The organism is Streptomyces sp. NPDC008238, from assembly GCF_042956445.1.
Taxonomy (GTDB): Bacteria; Actinomycetota; Actinomycetes; order Streptomycetales; family Streptomycetaceae; genus Actinacidiphila.
The window spans coordinates 83941-100322 of sequence record NZ_JBIBGK010000011.1 but is presented as its reverse complement, the minus strand read 5'-3'; the positions used below and the strand labels follow the sequence as shown (position 1 = coordinate 100322).

The 16382-nt window shown below is 74.4% G+C and carries 14 protein-coding genes and 1 pseudogene; 5 read left to right on the top strand and 10 right to left on the bottom strand.

Features of this window, described 5'->3' with window-relative positions; all coding sequences use genetic code 11:
* The first annotated feature begins 74 nt into the window (after window positions 1–74).
* Window positions 75–542, top strand: a complete 468-nt coding sequence (bcp, locus tag ACFZAU_RS23045) for a thioredoxin-dependent thiol peroxidase (RefSeq protein WP_499599234.1) — start codon at window positions 75–77, stop codon at window positions 540–542.
* A 21-nt stretch (window positions 543–563) separates the two neighbouring features.
* Here the strand turns inward: bcp and ACFZAU_RS23040 are convergent, their stop codons facing one another.
* Both ACFZAU_RS23040 and ACFZAU_RS23035 read right to left on the bottom strand, forming a co-directional pair.
* Window positions 564–1211, bottom strand: a complete 648-nt coding sequence (locus ACFZAU_RS23040) for a class F sortase (RefSeq protein WP_499599233.1) — start codon at window positions 1209–1211, stop codon at window positions 564–566.
* Between the two features lie 3 nt (window positions 1212–1214).
* On the bottom strand, window positions 1215–2240 hold the full coding sequence (locus ACFZAU_RS23035; RefSeq protein ID WP_500553736.1) for a hypothetical protein: 1026 nt from the start codon (window positions 2238–2240) through the stop codon (window positions 1215–1217).
* 193 nt (window positions 2241–2433) lie between these two features.
* Here ACFZAU_RS23035 and ACFZAU_RS23030 point away from each other — a divergent pair, with 193 nt between their 5' ends.
* Complete coding sequence (locus tag ACFZAU_RS23030; protein ID WP_499512058.1) at window positions 2434–3213, top strand: HAD-IIA family hydrolase; 780 nt, start codon at window positions 2434–2436, stop codon at window positions 3211–3213.
* Between the two features lie 50 nt (window positions 3214–3263).
* On the opposite strand, the pseudogene ACFZAU_RS23025 reads toward ACFZAU_RS23030, so the two are convergent.
* Window positions 3264–3838: pseudogene (locus ACFZAU_RS23025) on the bottom strand (GntR family transcriptional regulator); the annotation flags it as partial.
* Window positions 3839–3928: 90 nt separating this feature from the next.
* On the opposite strand from ACFZAU_RS23025, the gene ACFZAU_RS23020 reads away from it, so the two are divergent.
* Window positions 3929–5335, top strand: a complete 1407-nt coding sequence (locus ACFZAU_RS23020; protein WP_500553735.1) for a hypothetical protein — start codon at window positions 3929–3931, stop codon at window positions 5333–5335.
* Here the strand turns inward: ACFZAU_RS23020 and ACFZAU_RS23015 are convergent.
* Both ACFZAU_RS23015 and ACFZAU_RS23010 read right to left on the bottom strand, forming a co-directional pair.
* On the bottom strand, window positions 5319–6269 hold the full coding sequence (locus ACFZAU_RS23015) for a hypothetical protein (protein WP_500553734.1): 951 nt from the start codon (window positions 6267–6269) through the stop codon (window positions 5319–5321). The two genes, ACFZAU_RS23020 and ACFZAU_RS23015, sit on opposite strands and share 17 nt — an antisense overlap.
* Before the next feature lie 81 nt (window positions 6270–6350).
* Complete coding sequence (locus ACFZAU_RS23010; protein ID WP_500553733.1) at window positions 6351–7517, bottom strand: ROK family transcriptional regulator; 1167 nt, start codon at window positions 7515–7517, stop codon at window positions 6351–6353.
* 47 nt (window positions 7518–7564) lie between these two features.
* On the opposite strand from ACFZAU_RS23010, the gene ACFZAU_RS23005 reads away from it, so the two are divergent.
* A complete protein-coding gene (locus ACFZAU_RS23005) occupies window positions 7565–8635 on the top strand; it encodes a Gfo/Idh/MocA family oxidoreductase (RefSeq protein WP_500553732.1) in 1071 nt (356 codons plus the stop codon).
* 88 nt (window positions 8636–8723) lie between these two features.
* Here ACFZAU_RS23005 and ACFZAU_RS23000 read toward each other — a convergent pair whose 3' ends face one another.
* The 3 genes from ACFZAU_RS23000 to ACFZAU_RS22990 form a co-directional block, all read right to left on the bottom strand.
* A complete protein-coding gene (locus ACFZAU_RS23000; RefSeq protein ID WP_500553731.1) occupies window positions 8724–9278 on the bottom strand; it encodes an ATP-binding protein in 555 nt (184 codons plus the stop codon).
* Window positions 9279–9407: 129 nt separating this feature from the next.
* Window positions 9408–9761, bottom strand: coding sequence for an STAS domain-containing protein (locus tag ACFZAU_RS22995; RefSeq protein WP_499599225.1), 354 nt, complete (start codon window positions 9759–9761; stop codon window positions 9408–9410).
* A 495-nt stretch (window positions 9762–10256) separates the two neighbouring features.
* Window positions 10257–10997, bottom strand: a complete 741-nt coding sequence (locus tag ACFZAU_RS22990) for a GAF and ANTAR domain-containing protein (RefSeq protein ID WP_500553730.1) — start codon at window positions 10995–10997, stop codon at window positions 10257–10259.
* 172 nt (window positions 10998–11169) lie between these two features.
* Between ACFZAU_RS22990 and ACFZAU_RS22985 the strand changes: the two genes are divergently transcribed.
* The gene (locus ACFZAU_RS22985; protein ID WP_500553729.1) at window positions 11170–12210 is read left to right on the top strand and encodes a glycoside hydrolase family 6 protein; all 1041 of its coding nucleotides are present in this window, start codon (window positions 11170–11172) and stop codon (window positions 12208–12210) included.
* 21 nt (window positions 12211–12231) lie between these two features.
* Here ACFZAU_RS22985 and glxA read toward each other — a convergent pair whose 3' ends face one another.
* Window positions 12232–14160, bottom strand: a complete 1929-nt coding sequence (glxA, locus tag ACFZAU_RS22980; protein WP_500553728.1) for a radical copper oxidase GlxA — start codon at window positions 14158–14160, stop codon at window positions 12232–12234.
* Window positions 14157–15959 (bottom strand): glycosyltransferase family 2 protein, encoded by a 1803-nt coding sequence (locus ACFZAU_RS22975; protein ID WP_500553727.1) that lies wholly within the window; start codon window positions 15957–15959, stop codon window positions 14157–14159. Before ACFZAU_RS22975 ends, glxA begins: the two co-directional genes overlap by 4 nt.
* Window positions 15960–16382: the final 423 nt, after the last annotated feature.

Sequence of the window (16382 nt, the reverse complement as noted above, 5' to 3'; positions counted from 1 at the left end):
CCGGTACCGTGCAGACAGTCTGTCAGTCCGTCCGTGCCGATGCCCGTCGGCACCCCGAACCGGAGAACTGCACCATGAGCGAGCGCCTCCAGCCCGGCGACACCGCCCCCGCCTTCACCCTTCCCGACGCCGACGGCAACGAGGTCTCCCTCGCCGCACACGCGGGCCGCAAGGTCATCGTGTACTTCTACCCGGCGGCCCTCACGCCCGGCTGCACCAAGCAGGCCTGTGACTTCACCGACAACCTCGAGGTGCTCGCGGGCGCCGGCTACGATGTGATCGGGATCTCCCCCGACAAGCCCGAGAAGCTCGCCAAGTTCCGCGAGAAGGAGTCCCTGAAGGTCACCCTGCTCGCCGACCCCGACAAGTCGGTGCTGACCGCGTACGGCGCCTTCGGCGAGAAGAAGCTGTACGGCAAGGTGGTGACCGGGGTGATCCGTTCCACGGTCGTCGTCGACGAGCAGGGCAAGGTCGAGCACGCCTGGTACAACGTCAAGGCCACCGGCCACGTGGCCAAGCTCATCAGGGACCTGGGGGTCTGACGTCCCGTCGGTCCCGGGGGGTCACGCCCGGGTGTGCGAGCCGGTCAGCGCCGCGTACACCACGACGTTCGCCGAGTAGGTCTGGGTGGCGTGGTCGAAGGTGCCGCCGCAGGTGATCAGCCGCAGCTCGGGGCGGACCCCGGAACCGTACACCCGGTCGGGGCGGAAACCCGCCTTGTCGACGATCTCCACGCCCTCGACGGCGAACTCGGCGACCGAGCCGTCCGAGCGGGTGACCTCCACCAGGTCGCCCTGCGTGACCGTGCTCAGGGCGTAGAAGACCGCCGCCTTGCTGCGGGTGTCGACGTGCCCGACGATCAGCGCCGCCCCCGCGTCACCCGGGGCGGGGCCGCGCCCGTACCAGCCCGCCACGTCCGGTGTGCTGAACGGCGGCGGGTCCACCGCGCCGTCGGCGGTGAGCCCGCGCTCCACCAGCTTGGCGTGGATGCCGGCCGAGCGGATGTCGATCCGCAGCGGGCGCGCCGGGGGCAGCGGTGTGTGCGCCGCGTAGACCTGGGCGGGCCGCCCCGCGGCCCCGGCCTGCGCGGTCGCGGCGGGCGCGGGCGCGCCCACCCCGAAGCCGGGCAGGCCGGGGTCGACGTATCCCTTCAGCCACGCCGCACCGAGCACCACGGCGGCGGCGAGGGCCGCGACGGTACGTCCCTGCACCGGTCAGTCCCGGGTGCGGCGGCGGTGCACGACCAGCCCCGCCGCCCCTGCCACGGCCAGCACGCCGGCGGCCACGATGCCGGGGACGCCCGCCGGCTGCTGCTCCGCGGCGGCCTGGTGGTTCGCCATGGCGCCGCCGCCCGCGGGGACGGGCGCGGACGGGAAGCCGGAGGCGGCCTCGGTGACCTCCAGCGTTCCCTCGTGGGACGCGCCGTCGCAGGTGATGGCCACCCGGTAGGAGCCCGGGGTCAGTCCGGAACGGACCACCGCGGAGGCGTACATGCCGCCGTCGCTCGCCGGGGCGAGCGTGACCGGGGTGACGAAAGCGGAGGAGCTGACGGTGCCGGTCTTGGCGCGGTCGCACTGGTCGGTGCGGACGTCCACGTCACCGCCGGGGCCGACCGTGCCCGGGGTGATCCGCACCGGGACGGCGACGCCGCCGACACCTCCAACGCCGCCGACGCCGCCGACACCTCCGACGCCGCCGACACCTCCGACGCCACCCGTGCCGCCGATCCCGCCGACGCCTCCGGTGCCGCCGGTCCCGCCGTTGTTGTCCGTGCCGTTGCCGTTGCCGGGGCCGTCGTCCTCGCCGTCGTTGCCGTCGCGTCCGGAGTCGTCCCGCCCGGAGCCGTTGTCGTTGCCGTTGTCGCGGCCGGAGTCCTGGCGGTCGTTGCCGTTGTCGTTGCTGTTGTCGCGGCCGCTGCTGTCGCGCCCGCTGCCCCCGTCGTCGTCATCGTCGTCGCGGTTGTTGCTGTTGCCGCTGTCGCCGTTCTGCCGGCCGTTGTCCTGGCGGTCGTCGTTGTTGTCGTTGTTGTCGTTGTTGAAGAACTGCAGGAGGGGGTTGCTGCTGCTTCCGCCGTCGTCGTTCCCGTCACCGCCTCCGCCGCCCCCGCCGAACCGGAACGTGGACCCGCTGGAGTCGTCCGGCCCGTCGTCGGCCAGGGCGGCGGGACCGCAGAACACGATCAGCGTCGCCGCTGCGGCGGCGCACAGGGGAACGCGGGCGGCTCCCATGACAGAGCCCATGATCACGACCTCCACTCACCCGGGCTCATGTCGTCGGATTGGTCGGCCCCGGTGTTTCGAAGGTCCCTTCCCTCGCGGGCCCCCGCATGCGGTGGTGCTCCGGACGGGTCGGGAGGTCGCCCGGACCGGGGAACGCGGGGCGGACACCGGGCCCATGTGCACAGGTCACCCGGCCGGACTAGAGTCCGCAGCCATGACAGCGCGCAAGCCCATCGAATCCTGGCTCACCGACATGGACGGCGTCCTCATGCACGAGGGCATCCCGGTGCCCGGCGCGGACGCCTTTATCAAGCGGCTGCGGGACTCGGGCCGCCCGTTCCTCGTCCTGACGAACAACTCCATCTACACCCCCCGCGACCTGGCGGCCCGGCTCAGCCGCATCGGTCTGGACGTGCCGGCCGAGAACATCTGGACCTCGGCGCTGGCCACCGCCCGTTTCCTGGACGACCAGCACCCCGGCGGGACGGCGTACGTCATCGGCGAGGCCGGACTCACCACCGCCCTGCACGACGCGGGCTACGTGCTGACCGACCACGAGCCGGACTTCGTGATCCTGGGCGAGACGCGCACCTACTCCTTCGAGGCCCTCACCAAAGCCATCCGGCTGATCAACGCCGGCTCCCGGTTCATCGCCACCAACCCCGACAACACCGGGCCCTCGCCCGAGGGGGCGCTGCCCGCGACCGGCTCGGTGGCCGCACTGATCACGAAGGCGACGGGGAAGGACCCCTACTTCGTGGGCAAGCCGAACCCGCTGATGATGCGCACCGGCCTCAACACCATCGGCGCGCACTCCGAGACCTCCGCGATGATCGGCGACCGCATGGACACCGACGTGCTGGCGGGCCTGGAGGCCGGGATGCAGACCTTCCTGGTGCTGACCGGCCTGACCAAGGCGGGCGACATCGACCGCTTCCCGTACCGGCCGACCACCGTCGTGGACTCCATCGCGGACCTCGTCGACCTGGTCTGACCCCGCCCCGGCGACGGTGCGCCCCCGGCCGGTCCCGGCCCCGGCGCACCGTCGCCGAACTCCACGCCCACGCGCTCGCGCAGGTACGCGTAGAAGGAGGAGTCCGGGTCGAAGTCCGCGTCCAGCCGCGGCACCCGCGCCACCGCGACGTAGGTGCTCTCCAGGCCCACCCGCTCCCCGTCGGCGAGCAGCACGCGCTCCATGTGCCACACCGTGTCGCCCGTGGCGTGCCCAGTTGGCCGGCCAGCACCTCGTCCGCCGCGATCCGGTCGAGCGCGGTCAGGTTGCGGCCCGGCACCCGGCCCTGGCGGCGCACGCCCTCGGTGTAGCTCGCCGGCGACAGCGGCTGCTCGAGCTTGGGTCCCGCGACCACCGTGGCGCGCCCGCGGCGCCGCAGCCGGCCCTGGATCAGCAGTTCGCACAGCGCTTGCCGTACGGTCTCGCGCGCCACGCCGAAGCGGGCGGCGAGCTCGCGCTCGGTCGGCAGCGGCACGTCCTCGCCGAGTTCGCCGAGCAGTTCCTCCAGCCGCGTCTTGACGACGAAGGCGCGGGTGCCCGGCCGTGGGCGGGCGGCGGCCGGGCGGCGTCCGGGCCGCGGGGCGCCGCCGCGCCGCGAGACGTTCACCCGATGATCATCCGGCGGGCGGCGGGAGTTGGGGGCCGTGGAGCAGGCTCTCCCCGCATTTCCGCAGCGATCTTGGAAGGGCGTCCACCGATGCTGTCCCGCTCCCGCACGGCCACCCTCGTCCCCGGCGCGGTCGCCACCGTGCTCGCCGCCACGATGGTGCCGCTCCTCGGCACCCCGGCGGGCGCCGCCTCGTACGGCACCCCGACGATCTCCCTGTCCGCCTCCTACCTCTCGGGCGCGGTCGGCGCGACCGCCGACCCGTCCGTCACGGTCACCGTCGCGCAGAGCGGCGCGGACGCCTCGGCGCTCACCGTCGCCGCCTCCGCCAGCACCAGGACCTCGGTCGCCGGCACCGGCGACGTGACCGTCACCGGCACCGCCGGCACCCGCACCCTCACGGTCGCCCCCCGGGCCCGCGGCTACGCCGACCTGACGGTCAAGGTGACCGGCCTCGGCGGCAAGACCGCCACCAAGACCCTGCACTTCGCCGCCTCCGCCGCCGTCACCCGCGCCGCCGACACCCGCTACACCACCGGTTCCAGCGACGCCTCCGCCGCCGTGGACGTCGGCGGCGGCTACATGGTCGTCGCCGACGACGAGAGCAACGTGCTGCGGCTGTACCGGCGCGACGGCTCCGGCGCCCCGGTGCGCACCTGGGACATCGGCTCCAAGGCCGGCGCCTCCTCCGAGATCGACATCGAGGCCGGCACGCGGGCGGGCAACACCATCTACTGGACCGGCTCCATGGGCAACAACAAGGACGGCGAGGTCAAGGCCGACCGCTCCACGCTCTTCGCCACCACCGTCACCGGCAGCGGCGCCGACACCCAGCTGGCCGTCTCCGGCTACTACGAGGGCCTGCGCGCCGACCTGATCGCCTGGGACAAGGCGAACGGCAACCGCTACGGCTTCGCCTCGGGCGCCGCCTCCGGCGAGATACCCAAGGCCATCGACGGCTTCAACGCCGAGGGCATGGAGTTCGCGCCCGGCTCCACCAGCACCGCGTACATCGGCTTCCGCGCCCCGCTGGTGCCCCCGGCCTCCGGCGGCAAGGCCCTGCTGGTGCCGGTCACCAACCTCGACAAGCTGGTCGGCGGCAAGCCCAACACCTCCGTCCACGCCACCTTCGGCACCCCGGTCACCCTCGACCTCGGCGGCCTCAGCGTCCGCGACATCCGCCGCAACGCCGCCGGGCAGTACCTGATCCTGGCCGGCTCCTGGGCCGCCGACGACAACAGCGACCCGTACGCCCTGTACTCCTGGGACGGCAACGCCGGCAGCGCCCCCGTGAAGCTGCTCGACCTGCCCACCTCCGACCCGGGCGCCTGGGAGGCCGTCGTGGACGTCCCGGACCTCACCGCGGCCGGCGCCCGGGCGCAGCTGATGACCGACAACGGCGCCGCCGACCTGTACGGGGACGGCAAGGAGGCCAAGGACCTCAGCCACCCCGAGTGGCAGAAGTCCCGCAGCACCTGGTTCACCCTCGGCGGCTGAACCTCAGGGCCGCACCGCCCATGACCATGAGCACCCCGGCGCCCGCGAGCACCAGCGCGGGCGCCCGGTGCGGGTCGCCGGTGGCGGCGAGTTCCGGGACGGTCTCGCCGCCCTTGCCCGTCCCCGGGTGCGCCCCGGGTCCGGTGTCCGGTCCGGTGTCCGGCGCGGCGCCCGCGGAGGGCTCCTGCCCGGTCCCGGGCCCGCCGCCCGGCCCGCCGCCCGTGGAGGGACCCGGTGCCGGGGACCCGCCGGGCCGCGCGCCCGGCGTCTCGCCCGGTCCGGTGCCGGTGCCCCCGCCGCCGTCCCCGTCCTCGCCGCCGTCCGGCCGCCCCTCCTCGCCGGTCCGGCCGGGGCGCGGGGACTGCGGCCCGGCCGGGGCGTGCCGGGACGGTACGACGTCGAAGTCGTAGCCGGTGGACTCCCCGACCCAGTCGCCGTCCTGGCCGCGCCGCTCCATGATCGTGGCGGACGCGGTGACCGGCCCGGCGGGCGTTTCCGCGGTGAAGCGCAGCCGCAGCGCGATCGCCACCTTCCGGCGCGGGGGGAGCGTGGTGCCCGGCCCGTGCGCGCCGCCCAGCACGGCGATGTTCTCGTCGTTGTCCGTGTGCTCGACGGCCACCGGCCGCCACGTGCGGTCCCGGGCGGTGTTCCCGGCCCCCGCGACGGACGTCGCCTTCCGGTACTCCAGGCGGATCTGCCCGGCCGTCAGTTTCCGTCCGCGGTCGACGAAGACGAGGACGGGGTGGACGTCGCGCAGCGGCCCGCGCGAGGTGTTCTCCAGTTCCACCCGGAACTCGCGGGGCCCGGCCCCCGCCGTGTAGACCGGCGGGCCGTCCAGCAACCGGGCGTCGACCGGGAAGGGCTCCACGGGTGTCCGGGGGGCCGCCGCCACTACCGCGGCCGCGGCGACGGCCAGAGCGCTGCACCACCTCATGGGCAGCGAAGCTCTCACGGTCATCCGCTGATATCACCGCACGACGCGGCGCGGGCCCGCCCGCCGCACCCGTCCGGGCGGCTAGCCCACCGCCGTCTGGCCGAAGAGCGGCGCCAGCGCCAGCAGCGCGGCCCCCTCGGCGACCACCCGCCGGCCCGCAGGCGCGACGGTGACCGGCACCGTACGGCCGGCCGCCCGCAGGGTGCGCGGGTCCATGGCGGCGGCCACCTCGCGCGTGAACAGCCCGGGGTCCGCCAGCACCGTACGGCCGCCGAGCACGACCCGGTCGATGTCCAGCAGGGAGACCAGGTTGGCGGCGCCGACGCCGAGCAGCCGCGCGGCCCCGGCGGTGTCGCCGCGGCCGACGGCGGCCAGGCACAGCGCCTCCAGGCAGCCCCGGTTGCCGCAGGCGCACTCGGGCCCGTCCAGGGCGACCGCCTGGTGGCCGAACTCGCCCGCGCCGGTGCGGGCACCCCGGTGCAGGGTGCCGTCCAGCACGAGGCCCGCGCCGAGCCCGGTGCCCAGGTGCAGGTAGCCGAACGAGTCCCCGGCGCCCGTTCCGCCCGGCCCCGGCCCGTCGTCTCCGACGTCCTCGCCCTCGGCGCCGGGCGGGAGCACGGCGAGCGCGGCGGCGTTGGTGTCCTTGTCCAGAACGACCGGCAGCCCGAGGTGCTCGGCCAGCGCGTCGCGCAGCGGGTAGCCCTCCCACCCCGGCAGGCCCGTGACGCGGTGCAGCACCCCCGCGGTGTGGTCGAGCGGGCCCGGGCAGGCGAGTCCGGCGCCGAGCACCGCCCCGTCCGCGCCGGGTGTGGCGCCGACGGTCTCCCGGACCAGATCCGCCACGGCCTCCAGCACCTCCCCGGCCGGGCGGCCGAGGTCCAGCGGGACGGTCCTGGCGTCCACCACGCCGCCCGCGAGGTCGGCGAGCACCACGGTCAGTTCGTCGCGGTCCAGGTGCACCCCGGCGGCGTACCGGGCGCGGCGCGCCAGGCGCAGCAGGGTGCGCGGCTTGCCGCCGGTGGGGGCGCCCCGTCCCGCCTCGTCGACCAGTCCGTCGGCCCGCAGCCGCGCGGTGATCTTGCTGACCGCCTGCGGGGTGAGCCCGGTGCGCTCGGCCAGTTCCAGACGGCTGATGCCCGTGCCCCCGCCGGCCGTCGCCGTCCGCAGCAGGCCCAGCACGAGGGCGGCGTTGTGGCTGCGCAGCGCGGGCAGGTTGGCCCCGGAGATTCCCCTGTTCACGTTCCCCATTGTCGGCTTCCCTTGCACTTTGGCAACAGCGTTGCTTAAGTGGTCGCATGTCTCCCGCACCTCTTCGCGTCGGGCTGGTCGGCTACGGTCTGGCCGGCTCGGTCTTCCACGCCCCGCTGATCGCCACCACCGACGGCCTCGTCCTGGACACCGTCGTCACCAGCAACCCGGAGCGCCAGGCGCAGGCCCGCACCGAGTACCCGGACGTCCGCCTGGCCGGCACCCCGGACGAGCTGTGGAAGCGGGCCGGCGAGCTCGACCTGATCGTCGTGGCCTCGCCGAACAGGACCCACGTCCCGCTGGCGACCGCCGCCCTGGAGGCCGGGCTCGCGGTCGTCGTCGACAAGCCGGTCGCCGGCTCCGCGGCCGAGGCGCACGCCCTCGCGGACCTCGCCGACGAGCGCGGCCTGTTGCTCTCGGTCTTCCAGAACCGCCGCTGGGACAACGACTTCCTCACCCTGCGCGGGCTGCTGGAGCGCGGCGAGCTGGGCGACGTGTGGCGCTTCGAGTCCCGCTTCGAGCGGTGGCGGCCGAGCCTGAAGGGCGGCTGGCGCGAGTCCGGCGACCCCGCCGAGGTCGGCGGTCTGCTCTACGACCTCGGCAGCCACCTCGTCGACCAGGCGCTCACCCTCTTCGGCCCCGCCGTCTCCGTCTACGGCGAGCTCGACGTGCGCCGCCCCGGCGCCCAGGTCGACGACGACGCCTTCGTGGCCGTCACCCACGCCGGGGGCGTCCGCTCCCACCTGTGGATGAGCGCCACCACCGCGCAGCTCGGCCCCCGCTTCCGGGTGCTCGGTAGCGCCGCCGGCTACGTCAAGCACGGTCTGGACCCGCAGGAGGCGGAACTGCGCGACGGCGCCCGCCCCGCGCCCGGCGCCGTGTGGGGCACCGAACCGGAGGCCGAATGGGGCGTGCTGGGCGCGGGCGACGACGTGCGCCCCGTGCCGACCCTGCCCGGCGACTACCCCGCGTACTACGCGGCCGTCGCCGCCGCCCTGCGCGACGGCACCGCCCCGCCGGTCACCGCCCGCGAGGCCGCCGACGCGCTCGCGGTCATCGAGGCGGCCGCCGTCTCGGCCCGTGAGGGGCGGACCGTGCGGCTCACCCCGGCGGGCTGACGGCACCTCCACGCCTCCCGCACCCCACGAGGGGTCACAGCGCCCGGCCCGCGGTCCGCTCCTCCCGGAGCCGCCGGCCGGGCGCTCCTCACCCTCGGGCGCCGGGACCGCGGGAGTGGTCCGGCGCGTCAGGGGAGGGACGGTGGGCGCGCCCCGGACCGCCCGGTTCGGGCAGCCGGGCGCGGAAGCGCACCAGCACCGCGCCGTCCGCCGTGTGGTGCACCTGCACCCCGTCCAGCGGCCCGCCCGTTCCCGTGCCGGTGCCGGTCAGCGTCCGGCACAGCCGGGTGGTCTCGTCCGGGGACGGCGGCTCCGCCGGCCCCTGCGCGGACCCGCCGGGCGGCCGGCCGTAGCCGGTGTCGGTCACGCACACCGCACAACGGCCGCCGTCCACGCCCAGGGTGACGCGGAAACGGGGCGCCTGCCCGTACGCGACGACGTAGCCGCAGGCGACCGCGACCGCCTCGGCCACCCGCTGCGCGGCGGGCCCGTACGCCAGGGTCTCCAGCGCCGCACCGCTCATCCGGGCGGCCAGGGCCTCGCCTCCGGGGGCGCGCCGCAGGGAGAAGGTCCAGGAGACGTCGAGTGCGGATCTGCGCGGATCGGACAGGGACAGTCGTGAGGAGGCCGCGAGCTTGGCCATGGCCGGACCACGTCCTGGAGGCGTAGGAGGCACTTCCGGCGACCGGGGTCCAGGGCCGCTCGGTCAGGCTAGAACACCTGAACGCGGCCGGGCTAGGGCGTGTTGGGGGCGCGTGGGCGGGCGCGCGCGTCAGCCGGTGGGCTCCGGCCAGTCCCGCAGGATGGTGAAGCACCGGGTCAGCCGGGTGGCCCGCAGCGTGCGCAGCGTGAACTCGTCCCGGCACACCAGCCGTACCCGCCCGGAGCGCTCCTCGGCGCGGCGCCGGGCGCGCACCAGCGCCGACAGGCCGCTGCAGTCGATGAACTCCACCGGCCGCAGGTCCACCACGATGTCCGGGCGGCCGGCGCCGGTCAGCGCGTCCAGGGCGGCGGACACCCCGGGCGCGGTCAGCGCGTCCACGGCGCCGCCGAGCGTCACCAGGGTGCTGGACCCGTCGGTGCGCCGGTGGATCAGGGGCGTGGCGTCTGTGGCGTCGTCGGACATGGGACGTCTCCGGGAACGGGAGCCTGGCGAGTGCGGCAGGGACGGGAACGGGACGGGACGCCACCGGGGTCCGGGGTGGTGCGCCCCACCCTATGCCCGGCGCCCCGGCACGGGCCCGGCCGAGGACGGACCCGGGGCCCGGCCGGGCGGGCCGCTGGCCGGCGCCGTGCCGAGCGGGGCCGCCGTGGCCGCAGACCGCGACCGGCCGCGAACCCGGAGGACGCGCGGGTGCGGCCGTTGACCTCCGACGTCGGGCGGCTGGTGAAGGCGGGCGTGACGATCCCGGCCGCCCGCGCCCCGGACCCGGGACCGTGTTCGGGGCGGGTCCGCACCGGGAGCCGGAACCGCTGCTCCGGCACGGGTGTTCGTCCGCGAGGCCACGGGCACCCCGCGTCCGGCCGTCGTGGCCGGCCGGCCCCGTGGCGGCGGGTGGAGCCGCCGGCGCCGAGCACGCTTCCGGCCCCGGGGGTCACGTCCGCCGGGGGACACCGCGCGTCAACCGCCGGGCCCCCGCAGGGCGTCGGAGTCCACCGCGCCGCCCACCACGCCCGCGGCCAGGTCCGCCAGCCGCACCCGGTGGGTGCGCGCGTACCGCCGCAGCGCCGTGAACGCCTCGTCCACACCGACGCCCCAGCGTTCCGCCAGCACGCCCTTGGCCTGCTCCAGTACGACCCGGCTGTCCAGCGCGGCCTGCAACTGGGCGGCCAGCGACTCCTGCCGCTGCCGGGCCCGTTCCTGGAGGATCCCGACGGCGGCGGCGTCCGCGAACGCCCGGGCCAGCGCCACGTCACCGCGCGGCGGATCGCCGGGCACCTCCCGGAACAGGTTGAGCGCCCCGATCACCTGCGCCCTGCGCCGCAGCGGCACGGCGTACGTCGCGTGGAAGCCCCGGTCGCGGGCGAGCGGGGCGAAGCGCGGCCAGCGGTCGTCGCAGCGCGCCAGGTCCGGGGCGGTGACCACGTCGGAACCCCGGTAGCACTCCAGGCACGGCCCCTCCTCCCGCTGCCGCCCGAGGAGTTCGCCCGCCCCGCCGCGGCCGGCCGCGGTCCGCAGTTCCCCGCGGCCGTCGTCCAGCAGCAGCCCGGCCGCCGTCACGTCCAGCATCTCCACGCAGCGGTCGGCCACCCGCTCCAGGAAGACGCCCACGTCGAAGTCGCCGTCCAGGGTGTCGGCGAACTCCACGAAGACCTCGGCGAGCCGCAGCTCGCGCGCACTGTGCGTCGGGTGCTCTGTCACGTACGGCTCCAGCCCTCGGCGGCCACGGCTTCGCCGGGGGATTCTGCCATGCGGACGAGACGCGGCATTCGACGGGAAAGTCGCGGACTGGCCCGATCCCAGGGCCCGTTGAGGGTTCGGTATGTCAGGATTGAGGACGACCGGTCTCGTCCCGCCATCCAAGGGGGAGTGGATGTTCGGCACCAACACCGGCCCACTGCGCAGAGCGGCGTGCGCCGTGTCCGCCGCCGGACTCCTCTCCGTCGCCCTCGGCGGCTGCTTCGGCACCGGCAGGCCCGGGGGGCACCAGGACAAGGGCGGCGACGACCGGAGCAGCAGCCCCGCGAGCACGGCGGGGGCGCCGTTCTGGGTCAACCCCGACACGGCCGCGGCCCGGCAGGTGGCGCAGTGGCGCGCGGGCGGCCGGGAGGCCGACGCCGAGTTGCTGGAGAGGATCGCCGGCCGGCCCGTCGCCGAGTGGATCGGCCAGGACGACGCCGAGGCGCGGGCCAGGACCTACACCGAGTCCGCCGCCCGCGACGGCCGGGTGCCCGTGCTCGTGCTCTACAACATCCCGCACCGCGACTGCGGCCAGTACTCGCGGGGCGGTGCCACCGACGGCGCCGCCTACCGCGCCTGGGTGGACGAGGTCGCGGCCGGCATCGGCGACCGCGAGGCCCTGGTGGTCCTCGAACCGGACGCCCTCACCCACCTCGTCGACGGCTGCACACCGGCCGAGTTCCACGACGAGCGCTACGCCCTGCTGACCCACGCCGTGGACACCCTGGGCGCGCTTCCCCGCGCGCGGGTCTACCTCGACGCCGGCAACTCCGGCTGGGTCAGCGACCCCGCGCGCCTGGCGGGCCCGCTGCGCGCGGCCGGCATCGCCGGTGCCGACGGCTTCGCCCTCAACACCTCGAACTTCTACACCACCGCCGCGAACACCGCGTACGGCAGGAAGCTGTCCGCCCGGCTCGGCGGCAAGCACTTCGTCATCGACACCAGCCGCAACGGCCGCGGGCCCCTCGACGGCGCCCACGACGAGGCGTGGTGCAACCCGCCCGGCCGCGGTCTGGGCACCCCGCCCACCACCGACACCGGTGACGGACTCGTCGACGCCTACCTGTGGATCAAGCGCCCCGGCGACTCCGACGGCACCTGCAAGGGCGGCCCGCAGGCCGGCGACTGGTGGCCCGAGTACGCCCTGGGGCTGGCCCGGCGCGCGGCCTCCTGACCGCGCGCCGGACCCCCGGCCTCAGGCCACCCGCACCCAGCGCGCCTCGGAGGGCGTGCCCTCGTCGTCGGTGACGACCAGCATGTACCAGCCCGGCGGCACGATCGACGGGTCCGCGGGGACGGTCACGCTCACCGCCCCCTTCCCCCGCCGCACGTCCAGCGCGATCGACCGCTGCTCCACGTCGGTGGCGTGGGTGACCGCGCTCGGCCGCATCAGCCGTGCCGTCTCGATGTGCTCCGCGTACGCCGTCGGGTACGTGGCCGTGCCGCCGCGCCGGACGAGCGCCGGGCCCTCGCCGAGCGAGGGCCGGGAGTCCCGGTAGCGGTACGCCGGGGTGTAGACCTCGATCCGCTGCTCGAAGAAGCCCGGCTTGGTGTCCGCCGCGTCCCCGAAGAGCGGGTTGGACCCGAAGACCGCCACCCGGCCGTCGGGCAGCAGCAGCGCCTCGGAGTGGTAGTTGCGGCCCACCGACGGGTCGGCCGCCTCCCGGAAGGCGTTGTCCGCCGGGTCGTAGATCTGTGCCCGCAGGACGTCGCTGGCGCCGCGGCCCCGGTAGTCGCGGGAGCCGCCGGTGGTGAACAGGGTGTCGTCGGGCAGGATCACCGTGTTCAGGTACCGGGTCGGCTCGGGCAGGTCGGGACCGGTCGTGTAGCGCGGGTCCGCGGCGTCCAGGTCCACCACGGCGGTGCGGGTGGTCGAGGAGTGCGACTCGCCGACCCCGCCGCCGCCCAGCACCATCACCTTCTGGTCCTGCGCGGGCGGCAGCAGCACCGAGCCCGCGGTCTCCAGGTCCCCGGCGTCCTCCAGCCCGCCCACCGCGGTGAAGCGGTTGGTGCGCAGGTCCCACACACCCGGGACCCGGCCCTCGTCGGCCGGCCCGTACCCCGCGTTGGCGCCCGAGTAGAAGATCTTCCCGCCCTTCATCAGGAACAGCGCCGGGTAGGTGGGGAAGTAGCGCTCGGTGGTGTACGTCCACCTGCGGGTCCTCGGGTCGTAGACCTCGTTCTTGCCCGGCACGACCTGGCCGATGTCGTCCAGCCCGGAGACCGACAGCACCCGGCCGTCGGCGAGGGTGACCAGCGTCGGGTACCAGCGGGCCTCGTTCATCGGGTCGACCGGGACGTAGGCCTCGGCGACCGGGTCGAACTCGTAGGTCTCCTTGATCCCCTGGAAGTCCTTCTTGTCCAGGCCGAGCTTGGTGGCCAGCCCGTAGAGGTTCTCCCGGTCCTCGCCCGCGAGGCCCCTGATCCCGTACTGCGCCGCGGTGTTGACGATGCCCTTCTCGCCCTTGACCAGCGACTGCACGAAGACCCGTGCCTCGCTCGCGGTCACGGTGACCTCGCCGGTCCGGGCGTCGACCGTCTTCTTGGCGCGGGGCACGTTGACGGGGAACTCCGACCGGAAGGAGCGGCCGTTCTCGTTGTTGACGAAGACCGTGCCCTTGGGGAAGTTCCGCGGCTCGTCCGGGTCCTCGTTCTTGATGAGCATCGCGCCGCCCGCCCGGTCCACGGCCTCCTTGAGCTTCTCGTAGCGGGCGGTGCCGCCGGCCACCAGCAGGGTGCCGTCGGCGAGCTGGGTGTGGCCGGCGCAGAACATGTCCTTGGGGGTGTCGACCTCCTTGAAGGTGTTCTCCACCGGGTCCCAGAGCACGCTCTTGAAGGACTTGGCCTTGAAGTTCCGCTCGTCGTTGCCGGAACCGGCGATCAGCAGCACCTTCCCGGTGCGCAGCAGCGCCGCGTGGATGGCGTTGATCCGGAACTCCTCGGGGACCTCGACCAGGTCCCAGTGGCCGTACGCGGCCTTGTACTCGGGCTGGTTGATCTTGTAGTCGTGGTACTTCGCGGCGGAGTAGCCGTAGATCGCGGGCGCGTTCATCCCGGCGAGCACCCCCACGGCCGTGCCCCCGACGGCGATCTTCCGCAGTCTGCGGCTGGGTCGGTAGCTCATCGGGCGGCGCTCCTGGCACGGACGAGGGACAGGGACCAGACGGCGACCGGTGCCAGCGCCAGGACGAACGCCAGCGTTGCCCAGGTGCGCATCGCCACGTGGGTGTGGCCGTTGAAGAAGCTGGCGGCGAGCGAGCCGCCGAAGACGAGCAGCCAGAACAGGTGGATGCGGAAGGTGGACAGCAGCCGGTCCGGGCTCGCGGAGTCGCCCTTGGGCGTGACCACGAACCCGCTCTTGCGCCGCAGCACCGCGTCCATCAGCGAACGGGCGTAGATCGGCGCGGACAGCGCCGACATCACCATGCCCGCCGCCCCCGAGGAGCCCTCCGGCTCGTGGGGGCTGACGTTGTGCCGCCGGTTCCACACGTACAGGCCGATCTGCAGCGCCGCGGCGTCGCTGTAGAGCATCATCCAGACCTCGGAGTCGATCTGGATGCCGGAGGCGCCCAGGCCGAGGAAGAGCGCGCAGCTGAGGCCGCCCAGCACCCAGTTGACGGCCGTCATCGGGTAGTAGACGACCATCAGCGTGTAGTTGAGCAGGCGCCCCGGGGAGAGGGTGAACGGCACCCTCCAGAACTGCTTGATGAGCGTCTCGTAGGTGCCGCGGCTCCAGCGCAGCTGCTGGGTGAAGAAGTCGGTCCAGGAGGTCGGCCCCTCGCCGACGGCGAGCACGTCCGGGGTGTAGACCGAGCGCCATCTGCGCCCGGTGGCGGGGTTGCGGTGCCGGTGGAGTTCCAGGCCGGTGGCCATGTCCTCGGTGATGGAGTCGTACAGCCCGCCGACGCCCTTGAGGGCGCTGACGCGCACCGCGTTGTTGGTCCCGACGAACATGGGGGAGCCGTAGCGGTTGCCGGCCCGCTGGATGAGCGCGTGGAAGAGGAACTGCTGGCTCTCGGCGGCCTTGGTGACGGCGCTGTCGTAGTTGCCGTAGACCTGCGGCCCGACGACGAAGGCGATGTCCGGGTCGCGGAAGTAACCGAGCATCCGCTCCAGGAAGTTGGGGAGCGGGACGTGGTCGGTGTCGACGGAGGCGAAGAAGTCGTAGTCGTCGCCGTGGGCGTCGAGCCAGGCGTTGTAGTTGCCGTGCTTGGTGCGGGCGCGGAAGGCGCCGCCGGGCCGGTTCCAGCGTTCGACGCCCTTGCGGGTGAAGTGGCGTACGTTCAGGCGCTCGCAGAGGCGCTTGACGTCGGGGTCGTCCCCCTCGTCCAGGAGCCAGACGTGCAGTGTGCCGCGGTGCCGCAGGCGGACCGCGGCCTCCAGGGTCGCCCGCACCATCGCCAGGGGCTCCTTGCCCGGCACGAAGGTGGTCACGAAGGCGACCTTGCTGCCCTTCTCCGGGACCACGGGTACCGGATCGCGCGCGACGAGCGTCGCGTGGGCGTTGGACGTCACGTTGATCAGCCGGAAGAGCTCGATCAGGCCGATGGATATCAGCATCACGGCGTCGCAGGCGACCATCCAGCCCGGCGCGTTCTCCCGGCGGGTCCAGTGGGCCGGCTGCATCAGCCAGACGAGCAGCACCGCCGAGAGCACCGGGGCCGCGCCGAGCAGCAGCGCCGCGCGTATCCGGTGGGGCTCCTCGGAGAGGAGGCTGCGGTACTTCACCCGGTACGGGACACCGGGCTCCGGCTCCGTGAGCGGGCCCGCGAGTCTGCTGTAGTGCTCGTAGTCGTACCGGGGCGCGGCCGCGCCGGGGTCCGGCCGGAACGGGCCGGGACGGGACTGCTGGGGTATGACGGGCACGGCTGTGCCGGCCCGAGGGTCGGTCGTGTACTGCTGGGCGCCGGGTGTCGGCGGCATGTGGATGCTCCCCCCGAAGCATGTCGCGCCGCTGTCGCGGCGGTGTCGGCGCCCCGGGCGCTGCGGCCCCCCGCCCCCGGGGCATGCGTGGGCGTTCTGTGGCCTCCGGGTCGCGTGAGGCCGGCCATGACTCGTCAACGACCGGACGACCGTGAGGTAACGCCTGAATTCACCCCCCTTGCCCCCTGAGGGCCCTCCCCAGGGCCTCCACACGAAAAGCCGCCGAAACGGACCCTTTCGTTCGCCGGTAAGGGCGCATAGGTCCGTTTGGCGCATACATGTCCTGCGGTCCCAGCGTCCCTGAATGCCCGTCTTGATCGCAAGGTGTGAAACGAGTTGTTAACCGATCGTATGAGCGATTTGGTCCGGTTGTGTGCGGGTGACCAGCGGCAGGACCGCGGACGGGGGAGCGTTCACCGCTAG

What these genes read in the sequence shown, in the direction of transcription:
- bcp (WP_499599234.1), top strand. Translation starts at nt 75, where the DNA reads ATGAGCGAGCGCCTCCAGCCCGGCGACACCGCCCCCGCCTTCACCCTT.
- ACFZAU_RS23035 (WP_500553736.1), bottom strand. Translation starts at nt 2,240, where the DNA reads ATGGGCTCTGTCATGGGAGCCGCCCGCGTTCCCCTGTGCGCCGCCGCA.
- ACFZAU_RS23030 (WP_499512058.1), top strand. Translation starts at nt 2,434, where the DNA reads ATGACAGCGCGCAAGCCCATCGAATCCTGGCTCACCGACATGGACGGC.
- ACFZAU_RS23020 (WP_500553735.1), top strand. Translation starts at nt 3,929, where the DNA reads ATGCTGTCCCGCTCCCGCACGGCCACCCTCGTCCCCGGCGCGGTCGCC.
- ACFZAU_RS23015 (WP_500553734.1), bottom strand. Translation starts at nt 6,269, where the DNA reads ATGAGGTGGTGCAGCGCTCTGGCCGTCGCCGCGGCCGCGGTAGTGGCG.
- ACFZAU_RS23010 (WP_500553733.1), bottom strand. Translation starts at nt 7,517, where the DNA reads ATGGGGAACGTGAACAGGGGAATCTCCGGGGCCAACCTGCCCGCGCTG.
- ACFZAU_RS23005 (WP_500553732.1), top strand. Translation starts at nt 7,565, where the DNA reads ATGTCTCCCGCACCTCTTCGCGTCGGGCTGGTCGGCTACGGTCTGGCC.
- ACFZAU_RS23000 (WP_500553731.1), bottom strand. Translation starts at nt 9,278, where the DNA reads ATGGCCAAGCTCGCGGCCTCCTCACGACTGTCCCTGTCCGATCCGCGC.
- ACFZAU_RS22995 (WP_499599225.1), bottom strand. Translation starts at nt 9,761, where the DNA reads ATGTCCGACGACGCCACAGACGCCACGCCCCTGATCCACCGGCGCACC.
- ACFZAU_RS22985 (WP_500553729.1), top strand. Translation starts at nt 11,170, where the DNA reads ATGTTCGGCACCAACACCGGCCCACTGCGCAGAGCGGCGTGCGCCGTG.
- glxA (WP_500553728.1), bottom strand. Translation starts at nt 14,160, where the DNA reads ATGAGCTACCGACCCAGCCGCAGACTGCGGAAGATCGCCGTCGGGGGC.
- ACFZAU_RS22975 (WP_500553727.1), bottom strand. Translation starts at nt 15,959, where the DNA reads ATGCCGCCGACACCCGGCGCCCAGCAGTACACGACCGACCCTCGGGCC.